Source organism: Bacillus sp. FSL W8-0640 (genome assembly GCF_038007725.1).
In the GTDB taxonomy this organism is placed as follows: Bacteria; Bacillota; Bacilli; order Bacillales; family Bacillaceae_G; genus Bacillus_A; species Bacillus_A cereus.
In genome coordinates this window covers 3,395,068-3,413,651 of record NZ_JBBOXT010000001.1, presented here as the reverse complement: position 1 = coordinate 3,413,651, position 18,584 = coordinate 3,395,068, and the positions used below count along the sequence as shown (strand labels likewise).

Sequence of the window (18,584 nt, the reverse complement as noted above, 5' to 3'; positions counted from 1 at the left end):
ATGTACCTTATTTTTCGGTTGATTGGCGCTTTTGACGTGCATCAGCGGCATTTGCACGTGCGTTTGCTTCTAAGTCATTGTGGTCAGCGAGTTCGCGAGAGAACTCAACATCAATGCCATCAGTTGTTTTGCTTTGTTTGAAATTTTTTTTATTCATTCGACACAATCTCCTTGCAATTTATCCCGCATAACGGGTAGTAAAACTCCCACCTTAAAACTCAGATGGAACAAAGAAGCTAGGTGGGAGATTAAATGCCCGATTGGTTCAACTAATAATCAGTGGGGGATGAACAAACTTCCCACTGATTAAAGTTTCACTTTATGCGACGTTGCAAAGTTAGTTTGACACAAATAGACTTTTTTATACAAAGAGGAGTTGGAAAGTAAAAAGCCGAAATATACAGTATAAGTAATAGAAATGGGGGATAGGAATGGAGTTTTTAAATGGGAAAACAGCTGTTGTAACAGGAGCTGCACAGGGAATTGGAAAAGAGATTGCAAGGGTTTATGCAAAGCTAGGGGCGAAAGTATTAATTAGCGATGTAAATGAAGAGACGCTACAAAAAACGACACGTGAGTTATCAGATGAAGGATATGAAGTGTGCTCATATCGATGTGATGTGAGTAATCAAAATGAAGCAAAGTCGTTAATTGAATATGCGGTTCAAAAATTTGGTACATTACATATTTTGGTGAATAATGCTGGAATTACAAGAGACGCAATGTTACATAAAATGGAGAAATCTGCTTGGGAACAAGTATTACAAGTGAATTTAACTGGTGTTTTTTATTGTATGCAACCAGCACTTCTTTATATGAGACAACAAGGATATGGAAGAATTATTAATATTTCTTCTATAAGTAGAGAGGGGAATATTGGACAGGCAAATTATGCTGCAACGAAAGCTGGAGTTGTAGGATTAACAAAAACAGCAGCGAAAGAAGTTGGAAGTTTCGGTATTACTTGTAATGCGATTTGTCCGGGGTTTATGGATACAGATATGACCAAAACGATACCAGATAAAGTGAAAGAAAAGATGGTTGGCGCTATTCCAGTTGGTAGAATTGGAACGCCAGAAGATATTGCGAACGCAGCAGCCTTTTTAGCATCAGAATACGCATCTTATATTACAGGTGAAGTACTAAATGTGAGCGGAGGACTGCAAGTTTAAAGGAATACATAATGAAAAGAACCTGACCGGATAGGTCAGGTTCTTTTCATTAATTTAAGTTAAGCCAAACGCTCTTTACTTCTGTATAGTTATTTAATGCATAAGATCCCATTTCACGGCCAAGACCAGATTGTTTAAATCCTCCAAATGGAGATGCTGCATCAAACACGTTATAACAGTTTACCCACACTGTACCTGCACGTACTTTACTTGCAACATAGTGTGCTGTTTTAACATTTTCTGTCCACACACCAGCCGCTAAGCCGAATTGTGATTTATTTGCACGTTCAATTACTTCATCAATATCGTTAAATGGTATTGCAGAAATAACTGGACCGAAAATTTCTTCTTTTGCGATCGTCATTTCATCATTTACGTCAGCGAATACTGTAGGAGAAACGAAGTAGCCTTGATCGAATGGATTACTTCCTCCGCAAAGTACTTCAGCGCCTTCTTCAATCCCTTTTTCAATGTAGCCCATTACACGTTTTTGTTGTTCTTCAGAAACGAGAGGACCAATTGTTGTTTCAGGGTTAAGACCGACACCTTGATTTAGCTTTTTAGAATAGAGGACGAGATCAGCCATGACATTATCATACATTTTCTTCGGAACAAATAAGCGTGATCCAGCAGAGCATACTTGTCCTTGGTTAAACATAACACCAGAAAGTGCACCAGGAATCGCGCGAGATAAATCAGCATCCGGCAAGATGATATTTGGTGATTTACCGCCTAACTCAAGTGTAACGCGTTTTAATGATTCGGATGCTTGTCGCATAATTTGTTTACCGACAGGAGTAGAACCGGTAAATGCAATTTTATCAACGAGTGGATGATTAACGAGAGCTTGTCCAGCTGATTCACCGAATCCAGGTACGATATTAATAACACCTTTCGGGAATCCAGCTTCTTCAATTAATTCAGCTAAGTATAGAGCAGATAGTGGAGTTTGTTCTGCAGGTTTTAAAACGATTGTACATCCTGTAGCAAGCGCTGCTCCCATTTTCCACATTGCCATAAGAAGCGGGAAGTTCCAAGGAATAATTTGACCAACGACACCAACAGCTTCATGGCGTGTATAGTTAAAGTAATCACCGGAAACAGGAATTGTTTGACCAACGATTTTCGTAGCCCAGCCAGCGTAATAGCGCATATGCTCAATTGCAAGTGGGATGTCTGCTGCCATTGTTTCACGGATTGGCTTTCCGTTATCTAATGTTTCGAGCTGTGCGAGCTCTTCTTTATGTTCTTCCATTAAATCAGCTAACTTGTACATGAGACGGCTTCGCTCAGCAGTGCTCATACGAGACCAAGGACCTTCGTCAAAAGCCATACGAGCTGCGACTACAGCTTTATGAATATCTTCGCGACCAGCTTCAGAAACGACGGCAAGTGTTTCACCAGTTGCTGGGTTAGGTGTTTTAAATGTTTTGCCGGAAGCGCTTTCAATGAAAGATCCATTCACATATAACTTTTTTGTACCTTGAAGAAACTTCTCTACCTTTTCATGAAGATTTACAGCTAGTTGACTCATTGTATAACCCCCTTGAAAATATAATGTAAACGCAGTACGAGACGGCGCTTATTCCGAAATCAAGGATGTGGAAACTAGATGGAAAGCCTCTAATTAAAATCATAATTAAGAAATACTGAAAATTCAAATTTCATTTGTGTTACAATTGTAAAAAATATGTAATGTAAGAGAATCTTCTATATGATTATAAAAAAATCCTGCTTGTTTTTGCTTTCTAGTAGGAAAAACTAGAAGAACAATGGTACAATAATACATCGTGAGAGGAGGGGTAAAAATGAAAGATTATCATGATGATCCACGCTTTCGAATAGCCCATAGAGAAGCGTTAATTGGTCTTGGACTTGCTATTATTAATTTTATAATTTGGTACGGATTTGCTTATGGGCTTGGTAGTAAAAATCCGAATGAATATACATATGTATTAGGTTTTCCCGCATGGTTTTTTTATAGCTGTATCGTTGGATTTATCGTTATGGTTATTTTACTTAGTTTAGTTGTTCGTTTTGTATTTCAAGATATTTCACTCGATGAGGAAGAAAAAAGTGAGGAATAATAGATGAATTGGTATGTAATCATTCCAATGATAATTTCGTTTATCGTTGTATTTTTAATTGGTGTATATGCTTCAAGACGCGTGCAAGCAACTGCTCATAATAAATTTTTGCAAGAATATTTTCTTGGTGGGCGTGAGCTAGGCGGTTTATTATTAGCGATGACAATGATTGCTACGTACGGTAGTGCAAGTAGCTTTATTGGTGGCCCTGGTATTGCTTACAATATGGGTCTTGGATGGGTACTGTTATCTGCGATTCAAGTTGTAACAGGGTATATCGTTTTAACGGTTATCGGTAAAAAGTTTGCAATTATCGCTAGGAAGATGGAAGCAATTACTCTTATCGATTATTTAAAAGGGAGATACAATAATAAAGCAGTTGTTATACTTTCTGCGTTATGTATTATTATCTTTTTATTTTCAGCGACAGTAGCCCAGTGGGTCGGTGGTGGACGATTAATCGAGTCACTAACGGGGCTATCGTATACAACAGCACTATTTTTATTTACTTTTTCTGTACTTGTGTACGTATTAATTGGTGGATTTCGTGCAGTTGCTCTATCAGATACATTATTAGGAATCATTATGTTAGTTGGAACAACAATCATTTTAATTGCTACTGTCATTGCTGGTGGTGGAATTGAAAAGATTATGCAGGAACTTGTTCAAATTAATCCAAAGTTAATTACACCATTCGGAGCAGATGGCAGTTTAACGAAATCATATGTTACATCATTTTGGATTTTAATTGGAATTGGCGTTGTCGGTTTACCGCAAATTAGCGTGCGTGCCATGTCTTATAAAAATTCAAAAGCGATGCACCAAGCTTTAATAATTGGAACCGTTGTCGTTGGCACAATTATGATCGGTATGCATTTAACAGGTGTATTTGCAAGAGTAGTACTTCCAGGTATAACGGTACCAGATAAAGTAATGCCGCTACTTGCGATGGAAGTGTTGCCACCTTGGTTAGCTGGAGTTTTCTTAGCTGCACCGATGGCAGCGATTATGTCTACAGTAAACTCTTTATTATTACTTGTAAGCTCGTCAATTATTAAAGATATATACGTAAATTACATAAATAAAGATGCAGCAGACAGTACGATAAAAAAAGGAAGTTTGTGGATTACGGGTATTGTAGGACTACTCGTTTATGCAGCGGCAATTAAACCACCAGATTTTTTAATATGGCTAAATTTATTTTCTTTCGGTGGATTAGAAGCAGCATTCATTTGGCCAATCGTATTAGGATTATATTGGAGGAAAGGAAATGCTACAGGAGCGCTTGCGTCTATTTTAGTTGGGGTAGGCTCATATATGTGTATTCATCTTTTCTATCCAAATCCGTTCGGTATACATACAGTTGTCTTCCCGATTTGTTTTGCGTTTATCGCTTACATCATTGGAAGTATGAGTGCTGTAAAAAAAACAGTATAGGTTAGCTGAAGAAACGTAGTCCTTATAAGACTGCGTTTTTTTGTGTGAATTTGTTCATTTTTTATTCTGTATATCCACGGTTATTCATAAATTAATAACAACTGAGGGGATGGAGTTGAGGTCGATGAAAAAAGTATTATTTTTAGGAGACCCAGGCATTGATGACTCTTTAGCAATTATGTATGGATTGTTGCATCCTGATATTGATATTGTTGGTGTAGTAACGGGATATGGAAATGTAACACAAGAAAAGGCGACAAGTAATGCCGCATATTTATTGCAAATGGCAGGACGGGAAGATATACCTGTTATTAATGGTGCGAAAATTCCTTTATCCGGAGATATTACGACGTATTATCCAGAAATTCATGGGACAGACGGTTTAGGGCCAATTAAACCTCCAAAAACTTTTTCACCAAATATAAAGCCTTTTTGTACATTTTTTGATCTTCTTGAAAAATATAAAGGAGAATTAATAATAGTCGATGCTGGTAGATCAACAACATTAGCGACAGCATTTATTTTAGAAAAGCCGATGATGAAGTATGTGAAAGAATATTATATAATGGGCGGTGCTTTCTTAATGCCTGGCAATGTAACACCAGTCGCAGAGGCGAATTTTCATGGTGATCCCATTGCGTCACAATTAGTTATGCAAAATGCCAAAAATGTAACATTAGTGCCACTTAACGTTACATCTGAAGCAATTATTACACCGGAAATGGTAAAATATATTACGAAACACTCTAAAACGAGTTTTAATAAGTTAATCGAGCCGATATTTACGTACTATTATAAAGCTTATAGAAAGTTAAATCCGAAAATAAAAGGAAGTCCAGTACATGACGTCGTTACAATGATGGTTGCGGCAAATCCATCCCTTTTAGATTATGTATATCGTCGTGTCGATGTAGATACAGTTGGAATTGCAAAAGGAGAGAGTATTGCTGATTTTCGGCCTCAACCTGATGCAAAAGCATTAAAAAATTGGGTGCGAATTGGTTGGTCGTTACATTATAAAAAGTTTCTTGAGGATTTTGTGAAATTTATGACGTAGACATAATAGGAGCATACAAGTTAAAATAATGGAGATGGTTATTTAAATGACCATCTCCATTATTTTGTTTTTAAATGATAAATAGAGAAGAGTTACACAATAGGAGAGGAATTTTACTTGAAAAAAACTATAGTATGCGCAGTAATTGTGGGTATTTTTGTTTTGCTAATATCGGGTAACTTTTTAGTGAAAAAAGTGTGGAGTTCAAATAATGATGATGCACAGTATATTGCATCTTTTATTGAAGAACATAAAGATGAAAAAAATAGTGCGCTTCTAGTAAAGAGAAATGATAAAGTTGTTTATTCTGTAAACCCAAATGTTGTATTGCCAGTTGCTAGTACGATGAAATTAATTGTGGCGCTTGAATATACGAAACAAGTTACTGAAGGGAAAATTGATTCTTCTAGTTTCGTGTCGATTAATGATGTGAATCGTTATTATGTGCCGAATACAGATGGTGGTGCACAAGATAGATGGCAAAAGTATTTGGAGAAGACGGGCAAGGTAACTGAAGGAGCGGTTTCTTTAGAAGAAGTGGCAAAAGGAATGGTTAAGTTTAGTTCGAATGCAAATGCTGAATACTTAATGGAATTGTTAGGATTAGATAACATCAATCGAAATTTACAAAGTTTATCACTTCCTGCACATCAACCACTATTTCCAATCGTTTCATCTTTGTATATCCCGGGATATTTGCATAAAGAATTACATGTTCCAAAATATAAAATAGAGAAAAAGTTAAAAGAAATGTCTCAAGAGCAATATCGTGAATATGCGATGATTATTCATGAACGCTTAAAGAAGAAGGGACCATTATTACAGAAGGAAATTCCGCTTTATTTAGAGGAACGTTACGACAAAATTTGGTCAGATAGATTACCAGCAGCTTCTGCAAATGATTATATGGTATTACTTCAAAAGGCAAACCATAAAGGTGGCTTGACAGAGGCTGAAGAAAAAGTGTGGGCAAATATCGTTGAAACAGACATGAGTGCCAAGAAATACCGTAAAACATTCAGACATGCGGGGCAAAAGAATGGTTACACACCATGGACGGTTACAAAAGCAGTTTATGCTATGGATAAACGTGGAAACTGTACAGAAATTGTGTTTTTGGCGAATAATTTAAATGAAGACGATAGTGCAGAAATACGGAAACATTTAGCAAACTTGCATTTCCAAGTGTTGCAAAGTGATAAGTATGATGCGACTTTTATTAAATAAACTCGGTGCAGAGAGCACCGAGTTTATTTTTATGTACAAGCACTTTTTTTCTATCTCTGGGTATGATGGGTAGTAATACTTAGGTGAGAGGGGAAAAGGTGATGAAACAAAGTAAAGAAGAGTTTATAAAGAGTGAAGGCGCTGATTTCCCTGGGAAAACATATGTGGATTGTGTATTACAACATGTATTTGATTTTCAACGAAATTACTTATTGAAAGATATGTTTCAAGTGCATAAAGCACATATTACGATGCTGACGGAAGAAAATTTAATGAAAAAGGAAGAAGCTAAAGTTATATTACACGCATTAAAAAAGGTAGAGGGAATTCCAGAAGAGCAATTGCTCTATACAGAGCAGCATGAAGATCTCTTTTTTTTAGTCGAACATTTAATTTCTCAAGAAGCGAAATGCGATTTTGTAAGTAATATGCATATTGGTAGAAGTAGAAATGATATGGGCGTAACGATGTATCGCATGAGTTTAAGGCGATATGTATTACGATTAATAGAACATCATTTGTTATTGCAAGAAAGTGTACTGCAACTTGCTGCTGATCATAAGGAAACGATCATGCCAGCTTATACACATACACAACCAGCACAGCCAACAACATTTGGTCATTATACGTTAGCAATTTATGATACGATGCAAAGAGATTTAGAACGAATGAAAAAAACGTACCAGCTTTTAAATCAGTCTCCAATGGGGGCGGCTGCACTCTCTACAACAAGTTTCCCGATTAAACGAGAACGAGTTGCTCATCTACTTGGATTTACAAATGTAATTGAGAACTCATATGATGCTGTTGCTGGAGCGGATTATTTATTAGAAGTTAGCTCGCTACTTATGGTAATGATGACGAATACGAGTAGATGGATTCATGACTTTTTGTTGTTAGCAACGAAAGAATATGACGGTATTACTGTTGCAAAGTCATATGTACAAATCAGTAGTATTATGCCGCAAAAACGAAACCCGGTTTCAATTGAACATGCTCGTGCAATTACGAGTAGTGCTTTAGGAGAAGCATTTACAGTATTTCAAATGATTCATAATACACCATTTGGTGATATTGTCGATACGGAAGATGACTTGCAGCCATATTTATATAAAGGGATTGAAAAGGCAATTCGTGTTTTTTGTATGATGAATGCAGTGATCCGAACGATGAAAGTAGAAGAAGAAACGTTAAAAAGTCGTTCCTATAAACATGCAATAACGATAACGGATTTCGCCGATGTTTTAACAAAAAACTATGAAATTCCATTTCGGCATGCTCATCATGCAGCAAGTGCTATTGCAAATATGTCATTGGAGCAGAAAAAAGAACTACATGAATTACACTTCAAAGAGGTAAATATGTACTTGCAAGAACATTTTAAAATAAATTTATTAGAAAAAGAGTGGAAAGAAATTATATCGCCAGAAGCTTTTATTCAAAAAAGAAATGTATACGGTGGACCGAGTAAAAAAGAGATGGAGCGCATGATCAAAAATCGAAAAGAGTCATTTCAAAAAGAAGAAGATGTATTTGAAAAGGAAAAACAGAGAATTTTACAAGCTGAAAATGCTTTGAATACATTAGCTTTGAATATTATTGAATCGTAAAAGAGGGATTTGATGAATTAATCGCCAATACTTAATTAAACTATGAATAGAGAGAAGAGATTGTCGATGATTCAATTACATGTATATGAAGAGATTTTTCATTTTAAAGAAGATGTTACACCATTTCTAGAAAAGAATGAGCAGGAAAACAATCTCATATTAGGTGTATTACAAATGGTCCAAGAACCGATATTTATGGGGATAGCGAAACAAGGAGAAGAAATTGCGGTTGTATTTCTGCAAACAGAAGAGAAGAAACAAATCATTGTTGCAACTTCTGAAATTGCGGGAGTAACTATTGAGGAACTTGCAAAAGAATTAACGAAAGTATATCCGGATATTCCTGGATTGATCGGTAATAAGAAAATTGTACAGAAATTAGCGGAAGAGATTGCCGTATTAGAAAATAAAAAAACGAATGTTGCAATGGAGCAAGGTGTGTATGAGCTGAACAGAGTAAAGAAGAAGTGTAATGCGAATGGACTTTTCCGAGCGGTAAATAATGATGAATTACCATTAATAGAACAGTGGATATATCAATTTTGTGAAGACGTAAAGCTTCCTACTACGAAAGAAGAAGCAAAACAAACTGCGTATACATTAATAATTACAAATCGACTGTTTGGTTTGGAAGTAGATGGGAAACTCGTTTCTGTAGCTGCAAAAACGAGACCAACTAAAAATAATATAACAGTCAATTTCGTATATACGCCGAAAGAAGCAAGGAAAAAAGGGTATGCATCTCATTGTGTAGCAGCACTTAGTCAACGTATGTTAGATGAAGGCTATCAGACGACTACGTTATATACTGATCTAGCGAATCCGACATCTAATAAAATTTATCAAGAAATTGGTTATGAACAAATTGCGGAATCTGTGCTCATATTTTTAGAGAAGTAAAACAAAAAGGCGTGCTATTTTAGCACGCCTTTTTGTTATTCATCAATTCTAATAACCTCGCCTTGAGGGAATTCCTCAGTTTCTAGTAAGTTACGAATAGCTTTCGCAACATATTCAGGTGATAATAGCTTTCCTTCTTCTTTTAATGCAATGAAGCGGTCTAAATTTGTGAAGTCTTCTTTAGCTGTTTCACGAATTTGTGCTTGCATATTTGTATCAACAACACCGGGGGCAAAAGCGACGATTTTTACTGGATATTCTTTTTCCCATTCTTCAGTTGCTACGCATTGTGTAAACATATTTACACCAGCTTTCGTCGTACAATAAGCGCCCCATCCGAAATAAGGATTTTTTCCTGCACCAGATGAAATATTTATAACGCGTTTATCTACTTTCCATTCTTTCGTATGTTTCATAAACGTAGATGTAAGAATCATAGGTGCAAGTAAATTAATGTGAACGTTCGTAATGAATTGTTCACTTTCTGCTTTTTCAATCGGCTTCATAGGTGCAACTGTACCTGCATTATTAATTAAATGAATAGAGGATACATTGTCTTCTTTAATGGATGAAATGATTTCTTTAAAGTTAGTTTCTAAGTTATGTACATCTTGAAGATCTAAGGAATGAAAAATGCAATTGCTGTTATATTGCTCTGCAAGTTTAGTAAGTTCTTTATTTTCTCTTCTAGAAATAGAGATGACAGTTGTACTTTCTTCTAACAATTGAGTGGCAATAGCCTCACCTAAACCTTGTGAAGTTCCTGTTATGATAACGTAGCGCATAGTTTTATAAACTCCTCTCGTATGTGCGGAATTTTGTTGGACAACGTACATTGCATAGTTTGTCTACATTTTATAGTATAGAGCACTTTTTACTATAAATGAAATGAGATGATTGTGTGCCTTTTATAAACCGTTTTACAACAACAGTACCTGGTGCCGTCACGTTCACTGGGAACACGTTAGGGCTTAGCCCTACATCACCTGCGCCAGGTAATATTTTTGGTACACTTGCTGTATTTACTACGGTAAATACAGCGCTGCAAGTACCAGGGTTCCCAGCAGGAACGACGGATGAATGGCAATTGAATTCTTCAAGTGCAATTTTAAATCTTCCGGCGGGGAGTAGTGTGCTATATGCAGAGTTAGTTTGGGCTGGTACTTTTCGGACTGATACGGAAGATGTTTTACCATTTTTAAATGATGATATTACATTTACAACACCATCAGGGACGTTTGCTGTTACGCCAGATCCCGCTACCGCGCAGCAAGGTTCAGTAGGAAATCAGTTTTATTATGCTCGCTCTGCTAATGTAACGAATCTTGTTAGTGCAGGTGGGGCAGGCACATATACAACAGGTGCTGTGCCCGCTGCAAGAACTTCAGCTGATCCAACAATCAGTCGTTCAGCTGGCTGGACGCTTGAGGTTGTATATCAAAATGCAAGTTTACCTCTTCGGAATTTGTCAGTTTATGCAGGCCAAGAAATTATTGATGCTTCATCCCCGCCTGTTGATGCTACTATTTCAGGATTTGCTACTCCAGCTACAGGAGCTGTTACAGGAAGAGTACTCGTAACTGTTCAAGAGGGAGATTCCAACATTTCTGGAGATCAACTTCGCTTTGGACCAAACCCAAATGCTACAGTTGCATTATTCGGACCGAGAAATCCGGCAAATAATTTCTTTCAATCTCAAATTTGTAATGACTTTGGGGAATTAGATACAACCGGAACGTTTGGAGATTTGAATCAGCCATTAGGGATAGCTTTGGCTGTTCGAAGACAAGGATGGGATATTACAAACGTAGATGCTTCATCATCATTAGTAAATAATCAAACGTCAGCAACCGTTCGGTTCGTTACAAATGGTGATGGTTATGCAGCGGCTGGTTTTGGTGTTCAAATTGATGCGACGGGACCGATTATAAATCCTGTCAAATCTGTTGATAAAGCAGTTGCAGGTATAGGAGATATTCTCACTTATACGATTACAGTTCCGAATACAGGAACAGGAAGTGCGGACAACGTTATATTACAAGATAGTATTCCGAACGGCACAGCATTTATAGCTGGTAGTGTAACGGTTGGTGGAGTAACACAACCAAGTGCGAATCCAGCTAGTGGAATTAATTTAGGAACGATACCAAATAATGCTCAAAGAATCGTTACATTCCAAGTAAGAATTACATCGTTTCCAAATCCAAATCCTATTTCAAATCGTGCAATGGTGTCTTACCAATTTCGTCCTTTCGTTGGTAGCCTTCCTATTGCAAGTACGTCTTCTTCAAATACAGTACAAACGACAGTGAATCAAGCAACTATAAGTATGCAAAAGTCTGTAGATCTACAGACGGCAACACTTAATGATGTATTAACGTACACGGTTAATGTAACGAATAATGGAAACATCACTGCAAACAATGTTATTTTTGTTGATAGTATCCCTGCTGGAACAACATTTGTCGCAAATAGCGTTACGGTAAACGGGGTAGCACGTCCAGGAGCGAATCCAGCAAGTAGTATTAATCTTGGAAGTATTAATGCATCGCAAACGACTGTAGTGCGCTTTCAAGTTCGAGTGACATCAAACCCTCTTGTCAATCCAATTCCAAACCGTGCGAGTGTAACATTTAACTTTACTCCAGTACCTGGTCAACCACCAGTTTCAGGGCAAGCGACAAGCAATACTGTAGTTACGACAATTAATATAGCTGATATAACAACGAGAAAAACAGTGGATAAAGCTTTTGCAACGGTTAACGACGTTCTTACGTACACGGTAACAATTCAAAATACAGGAAATGTACTTGCGACGAATGTTATTTTTCAAGATCCAATCCCAACTGGAACGACTTTTATCACAAATAGTGTAACTGTAGATGGAATTTCGCAACCTGGGGCAAATCCGGCAACTGGCTTTACAGTTGCTAACATATCTCCAGGTGGGACTAGGACAGTTACATTTCAAGTACGAGTAACTTCTACGCCATCAGGAGGTACGATTCCGAATCGCGGAAATGTGTCTGCTAATTTCGTCGTTATTCCGAATCAGCCGCCAATAACGATTAATAGACAAACGAATACAGTTGTGACACAAGTTAATACAGGCAGTTTAAATGTAATAAAAGAAGTGAATACAACACAAGCAGCAGTAGGAGATACTTTAACATATACGATTGCCGTTCAAAATACAGGAAACGTTCCGCTAACAAATGTGTTATTTCAAGACACTATTTCTTCCGCTGTTTCCTTCGTTGCAAATTCTGTAACAATTAATGGAGTACAGCAAAGTGGACTAAATCCGAATACAGGATTCTCTCTTCCAAATATTCCTGCGGCTCAAACGGTTGTAGTCACATTTGACGTAGTAATTGTACAGAATCCAGAAAATGAAGATATTTTAAATCAAGCAAATGTAACAGCAAGCTTTCAAGTGAATCCGAATGAACCACCAGTAACAATCAATGTACCGAGTAATGTTGTGAATACGACAGTACAATCAGGGAACTTTGAAGTTGTGAAAGCAGTGAATACGAATGTGGCAACGGTAGGAGATGTTTTAGTATATACAATCGAAGTTATAAATGCAGGTAGTGTACCAGCTACAAGTGTATTTTTCCAAGATTCAATTCCGCCAGGGACATTATTTATTGAAAATAGTGTATTGGTTAATGGTGTTTTACAAGAGGGGGCAGATCCAGGACTAGGATTCCCATTAAATGATTTACCTACTGGCGCGAGTGTAATTATTTCATTTGAAGTATTAATTGATGAAATTCCGCCAGGGAATAATGTTGTAAATAACGCGAATGTAACTGGAGATTTTCTTGTAAATCCAACAGAGCCACCAATTACTGTGACGGTTCCAAGTAATACTGTTATGACAGTTGTGAATTCCTCAGGACTAAATGTAATGAAGAGTGTAAGCGCTACTGAAGCAGGTGTAGGAGATACACTAACATATACAGTTGCTATACAAAATAGTGGAACGGTAGTAGCGACAAATGTATCATTCCTTGATCCGATTCCAGTTGGAACCACTTTTGTAGCGAATAGTGTAACAATAAACGGGACACCTCAACCAGGTTTAAACCCGACAACTGGATTTCCACTTGCTAATATTCCAGTAGGAGGTATAGTAACAGTTACTTTCCAAGTGGCAATCACGAGTGTACCACCAAATAGAGTTCTTCCGAATAATGCGAATGTAACTGCTGATTTCCAAGTAAGTCCTCTCCAGCCACCAATTACAATTGTAACGATTAGTAATATTGTTGTGACGCGAGTGAATGTAGGATCAATTAATGTAATAAAAAGTGTAAATACACCACAAGCAGGTGTAGGAGATACGTTAACGTATACGATTCTTATTCAAAATACAGGAACTGTCCCCGCAACGAATATTATTTTTCAAGATCCAATCCCATCTGGAGCTACATTTGTAGCGAATAGTGTAACGATTAATGGAGTCGTTCAGCAAGGTGCGAATCCTATAGTGGGTTTTCCTGTTACAAATATTCCAGTTGGGCAAACTGCTACAATTACGTTCCAAGTGACAGTGACAAGCGTTCCGAGTGGTGGAAATATAAGAAATCAATCGAATGTTACTGCAAGTTTCCTTATAAATCCGGCAGGACCTCCTATAACGACTACTACAAATAGTAATTTTGTAGTAACACAAGTAAATACAGCGAGACTAACTATACAAAAATCTTCATCTGTACAACAAGCAGCACTTGGAGAGACTTACACATATTCTGTTGTTATACGAAATACAGGTACAGTTGCAGCTACAAATATTTCTTTTATTGACACGATTGCTCCAGAAACAACATTTGTAGCAAATAGTGTAACGATAAATGGAACGCCTCAACCTGGATTTGATCCAAATATTGGTTTCCCGCTTCCTAATATTGCAGCTGGCACATCATTGACAGTAACATTCCAAGTGATAGTTGTTGCACCATCAACGCTTGGGGCAGTTCTAAACACAGCGTCTGCTACAGCTACTTTCTTATTGAATCCTTTACAACCACCTGTAACAACAACGAACTCAAGTAATACAACGGTAGTTACAATACCGTTACCTCCTCCTGGTGAAGTGACAGCAATAAAAACAGTAAATATTGCAACTGGGGCTGTTGGGGATGTATTAACGTATACAGTGCTAATAACGAATGTAGGAATTATCCCTGTTACAGATGTACTCTTCCAAGATGTCATTCCAGAAGGGACGACGTTTGTTGACAACAGTGTAACGATAGGTGGAATACAGCAACCTGGATTAAATCCAGAAATAGGCTTTACAGTTAGTCCGTTATTAAATGCTGGTGCGAGTATTTCTGTAACGTTCCAAGTGACCATTACGGAAATTCCTGATAATGAAGTCATATTAAATGATGCTGACGTTACATTTACTTCACAACCGAATCCGCAGGAGCCACCGATTACGCAAACGATATTAACGAATTTAGTCGTTACGACAATTAATATAGCTTCAATTTTTCCAGTAAAAATAGTAGATAAAGAGGCAGCGACGGTTGGGGAAATATTAACCTATGATGTACTAATTTTTAACTTTGGAACGGTACCGGCAACGAATGTCCAATTTCTTGATTCTAGTACGAGTGGTGTAGCATTTGTTCCAGGAAGTGTGAGTATAAACGGAGTGCCAGAACCAGGATTAGATCCGTTCATAGGCTTTGCAGTTCCAGATATACCTGTAGGTGATTTTGTACTTGTCACATACCAAGAGATGGTAACGAGCATACCTCAAGGTGGAACAGTTGTTAACTTTGTGGACGTTACGGCTACGTTTGCTGTAAGTGAAACAGAGCCGCCTATTACTGAAACGACGACAAGTAACACGACATTAACAGAAATAAATGAATCTGGTTTGAATGTTTTAAAATCAGTAAGTCAGCCGGTTGTTGCAGTAGGCGATACAATCACATATACAACAGTAGTTCAAAATACGGGAACAGTGATAGCGACGAATGTTCAATATAGTGATGTATTACCATCCTCTATAACATTCGTACCGAATAGTGTAACGATAAACGGTGTGTTACAGCCTGGATTAGATCCTAACACTGGCTTCTCACTTCCGGATATAACTCCAGGTGAAAGTGTAGAAGTCACATTCCAAGTAACAGTTGTTAGCGTTCCGTCAAACGGAACAATTGCCAATACGGCAAATGTTACCGGAAGCTTTATTTTAGTACCAGGAGAACCACCAGTTATAGTAAATCAGCCAAGTAATACAACACTCACAACTGTAAATAGAGGACGCTTTAATGTTATTAAACAAGTAAATAGAGCCGCTACTCTAGTTGGAGATGTATTGACGTATACAGTGCAAATAACGAATACAGGAACAGTAACAGCTAACAATGTTCAGTTTATTGATACGATTTCAACAGGTGCGTCATTTGTACCAAATAGTGTAACGATAAATGGAGCCCCGCAACCAAACTTAAATCCGATTACTGGATTTGGAGTTGGAGATATCCCAGTTGGTGAAACAGTTATAGTGACGTTTCAAGCGACAGTTACAAACATCCCGTCATCAGGAACAATTACGAACGTTGCAAATATAACAGGAAGCTTTACTTTAGTGCCAGGAGAGCCACCGGTTGTAGTAACAGAGCCGAGTAATACGACGATAACTAGAGTGAATAGAGGACGATTCAGCGTTATAAAATCTGTAAATAAAGAAGCGACACGATTAGGAGATACGTTAACGTATAGTGTGCAAGTTACAAATACGGGAACGGTAACAGCGACGAACGTTCAGTTTAGCGATGTTCCATCACCTAGTTTAGAATTCGTTCCTGGAAGTGTACAAATAAATGGGATTCCGCAAGTAGGTTTAGATCCATTTGTAGGCTTTGCATTGCCTAATCTTGCAGTAGGGGATAGCGTATTAATTACATTTGAAGTAAATGTAATCGCAGTTCCGCCTTCTAGTAGCATTATGAATACAGCAAGAGTAACGGGTGATTTTGAATTAATTCCAGGAGAACCTCCGTTTACAATTACGAATTCAAGTAATACGACAGTCACACCAGTAAATAGAGGCAGTTTAGATATGCAAAAAGAAGTAGATCATTCAATTGTTGGAGTAGGAGAAACAGTAAAGTATACGGTTCGAATATTAAATACTGGTACTGCTGATGCGATGAATATTCAATTTAACGATGTCCTATCTCCGGAAGCTGTTTTTGTACCAAATAGTGTAACTGTAAATGGAGTAGCTCGTCCGGGAGTAAATCCGCAGGTTGGATTTACGATTGTAGACATTCCAGTTGGTGAGACGGCGATTGTAACATATGAAGCTACGATTACGAGCTTTCCAGATGGTGGCACAGTAGTGAACGTTGCTGGGGCGTTAGCAGAATATATTTTAGTACCAGGGGAGCCTCCAGTTACAGTGATGGATACGAGCAATACAGTTATAGTGACGGTAAATACTGCAATCTTATTTGTTGCAAAAGGAGCAAACTTTGAAGTAGCGATGGTAGGAGATGTTGTCACTTATGGAATTGCCGTTATAAATGACAGTACAGTTCCTGTGACGAATATTGTTTTAACAGATATCATTGATCCAAATACTTTATTTATAAATGGCACGGTAACGGTAAATGATGTACCTCTTCCATTTGCTAATCCGAATACCGGTATTCCGTTAGGTGATTTTCAGCCAAATGACGCAGCAATTATTAATTTCCAAGTTGTAATAACAGGAGGACAAATAAATAATTTAGTTACAAATACTGCTATAGCAAATGGGCTCGCAACTGTAAATCCGAATGAGCCGCCAGTAGTAGTTGAAGGTGATAGCAATACAGTTGTTATCCCGTTTATTTCTCAAAATGTCTCAACGACAGTCGTAAAAACGGCAAATTTACAGGCAGCAACAATTGGCGATGTTATTACGTTTACGACAGTTATTACAAATACGGGGGATACAGCAATACAAAATATTCGTTTTCAAGATATGTTAGATAGTAGTGTTCAATTTGTCCTTGGAACTGTAACGATTGATAATACGCCAGTGCCAAATGTAAACCCAGTATCAGGTTTTATTATAGGAAATTTAAATCCAGGTGAAGCACGGACAGTTTCGTTCCAAGTAGTAGTGCAGAGCGCGCCAAATGGTTCAGGAAATTATATAAATCAAGCGAGTATTCGTTTCGAACATCAAGTAGGCACAGTATTGCCACCTGTTACACAAATGGTAGAAAGTAACATAGTTGTCATTCCATTTGTTCCAACGATAGAACAAATTTGTGAAACGAATCTTAATTGCTTAGGGAAAATTCCTTTTCAATGTTCTCCGTGTAATCATTTGCCAATAAATAAAAAATAAATAAAAAATAAATAAAAAATAAATAAAAAATAAATACAGAAAGAGCATCCGGAAAAAAGGATGCTCTTTCTGTATTTATCATGTAGATTCTTTTTCGGGTGAGGTGAAAAATTCGTCGATTTTGTCGGAGAGTAGTAATGGAATGGCTCCTTTTATAACAGAAATGTCCCAGTCCCACCATGCGAGATTCTCTAGTTTGTCAATCGTTTCTTGCGGGAAACGATATCGAACAAATTTTGCAGGATTACCAGCTACAATTGCATACGGGGGTACATCTTTTGTAACAATGCTCCTGGCGCCGATAATGGCCCCGTTACCAATTGTAACACCAGATAAAATGCAGGATTGATAACCAATCCATACATCATTGCCGACTACGATATCACCTTTTGAAGAAGGGTGACCAGTAATATGTGCTCCTTCATCAAAAAGTGCATTAAATGGATAAGTTGTTATCCAGTCTGCGCGATGTTCACCGCCAAGTATGAAAACGACTTCTTCTGCTAATGAACAAAACTTACCTATTTTTAATTTTGTTTCATCGTTCCAAGAAAAAATGGTTGGCCCTACTTTACTATAAGTATAATCACCAATATCATATTTATTATATTCAGGTTTTTGATTTAAATATAACATGCTTCTTCAGCCTCCTTTCTCAATTAAGTGATACGTATGGAATATTATATGCAAGATGTAGTAATGTGAACTGTATTAATAGGT

General features: G+C 37.4%; 12 protein-coding genes. 8 read left to right on the top strand and 4 right to left on the bottom strand.

All coding sequences use genetic code 11. From position 1 onward, the window contains the following. Window positions 1-7 precede the first annotated feature (7 nt). Window positions 8-157 (bottom strand): YfhD family protein, encoded by a 150-nt coding sequence (locus tag N2V80_RS17530; protein ID WP_001035818.1) that lies wholly within the window; start codon window positions 155-157, stop codon window positions 8-10. Between the two features lie 274 nt (window positions 158-431). On the opposite strand from N2V80_RS17530, the gene fabG reads away from it, so the two are divergent. After that, on the top strand, window positions 432-1,172 hold the full coding sequence (gene fabG, locus N2V80_RS17525; protein WP_000395043.1) for a 3-oxoacyl-ACP reductase FabG: 741 nt from the start codon (window positions 432-434) through the stop codon (window positions 1,170-1,172). Window positions 1,173-1,221: 49 nt separating this feature from the next. Here fabG and dhaS read toward each other — a convergent pair whose 3' ends face one another. Then, on the bottom strand, window positions 1,222-2,706 hold the full coding sequence (dhaS, locus tag N2V80_RS17520) for an aldehyde dehydrogenase DhaS (RefSeq protein ID WP_000080279.1): 1,485 nt from the start codon (window positions 2,704-2,706) through the stop codon (window positions 1,222-1,224). A gap of 274 nt (window positions 2,707-2,980) precedes the next feature. Here dhaS and N2V80_RS17515 point away from each other — a divergent pair, with 274 nt between their 5' ends. The 6 genes from N2V80_RS17515 (at window position 2,981) to N2V80_RS17490 (ending at window position 9,490) form a co-directional block, all read left to right on the top strand. Then, the gene (locus N2V80_RS17515) at window positions 2,981-3,259 is read left to right on the top strand and encodes a YhdT family protein (RefSeq protein ID WP_000656239.1); all 279 of its coding nucleotides are present in this window, start codon (window positions 2,981-2,983) and stop codon (window positions 3,257-3,259) included. 3 nt (window positions 3,260-3,262) lie between these two features. Then, a complete protein-coding gene (gene panF / locus N2V80_RS17510; protein WP_001104819.1) occupies window positions 3,263-4,696 on the top strand; it encodes a sodium/pantothenate symporter in 1,434 nt (477 codons plus the stop codon). 124 nt (window positions 4,697-4,820) lie between these two features. Then, window positions 4,821-5,753 (top strand): nucleoside hydrolase, encoded by a 933-nt coding sequence (locus N2V80_RS17505; RefSeq protein ID WP_000756459.1) that lies wholly within the window; start codon window positions 4,821-4,823, stop codon window positions 5,751-5,753. 117 nt (window positions 5,754-5,870) lie between these two features. Beyond that, window positions 5,871-6,980, top strand: coding sequence for a serine hydrolase (locus N2V80_RS17500; RefSeq protein ID WP_061655780.1), 1,110 nt, complete (start codon window positions 5,871-5,873; stop codon window positions 6,978-6,980). Between the two features lie 101 nt (window positions 6,981-7,081). Continuing rightward, window positions 7,082-8,590: an argininosuccinate lyase gene (gene argH / locus N2V80_RS17495; RefSeq protein WP_000813961.1), complete on the top strand. Its 1,509-nt coding sequence runs from the start codon at window positions 7,082-7,084 to the stop codon at window positions 8,588-8,590. A gap of 66 nt (window positions 8,591-8,656) precedes the next feature. After that, window positions 8,657-9,490, top strand: a complete 834-nt coding sequence (locus N2V80_RS17490; RefSeq protein ID WP_000615375.1) for a GNAT family N-acetyltransferase — start codon at window positions 8,657-8,659, stop codon at window positions 9,488-9,490. A 35-nt stretch (window positions 9,491-9,525) separates the two neighbouring features. Here N2V80_RS17490 and N2V80_RS17485 read toward each other — a convergent pair whose 3' ends face one another. Beyond that, entirely contained in the window at window positions 9,526-10,275 is a 750-nt protein-coding gene (locus N2V80_RS17485; protein ID WP_001271048.1) for a (S)-benzoin forming benzil reductase, read from the bottom strand. A gap of 116 nt (window positions 10,276-10,391) precedes the next feature. Between N2V80_RS17485 and N2V80_RS17480 the strand changes: the two genes are divergently transcribed. Next, complete coding sequence (locus N2V80_RS17480; RefSeq protein ID WP_061655779.1) at window positions 10,392-17,864, top strand: DUF7507 domain-containing protein; 7,473 nt, start codon at window positions 10,392-10,394, stop codon at window positions 17,862-17,864. Between the two features lie 78 nt (window positions 17,865-17,942). On the opposite strand, the gene N2V80_RS17475 is transcribed toward N2V80_RS17480, so the two are convergent. After that, window positions 17,943-18,500, bottom strand: a complete 558-nt coding sequence (locus N2V80_RS17475; RefSeq protein WP_000966305.1) for a CatB-related O-acetyltransferase — start codon at window positions 18,498-18,500, stop codon at window positions 17,943-17,945. Between the last annotated feature and the right edge of the window lie 84 nt (window positions 18,501-18,584).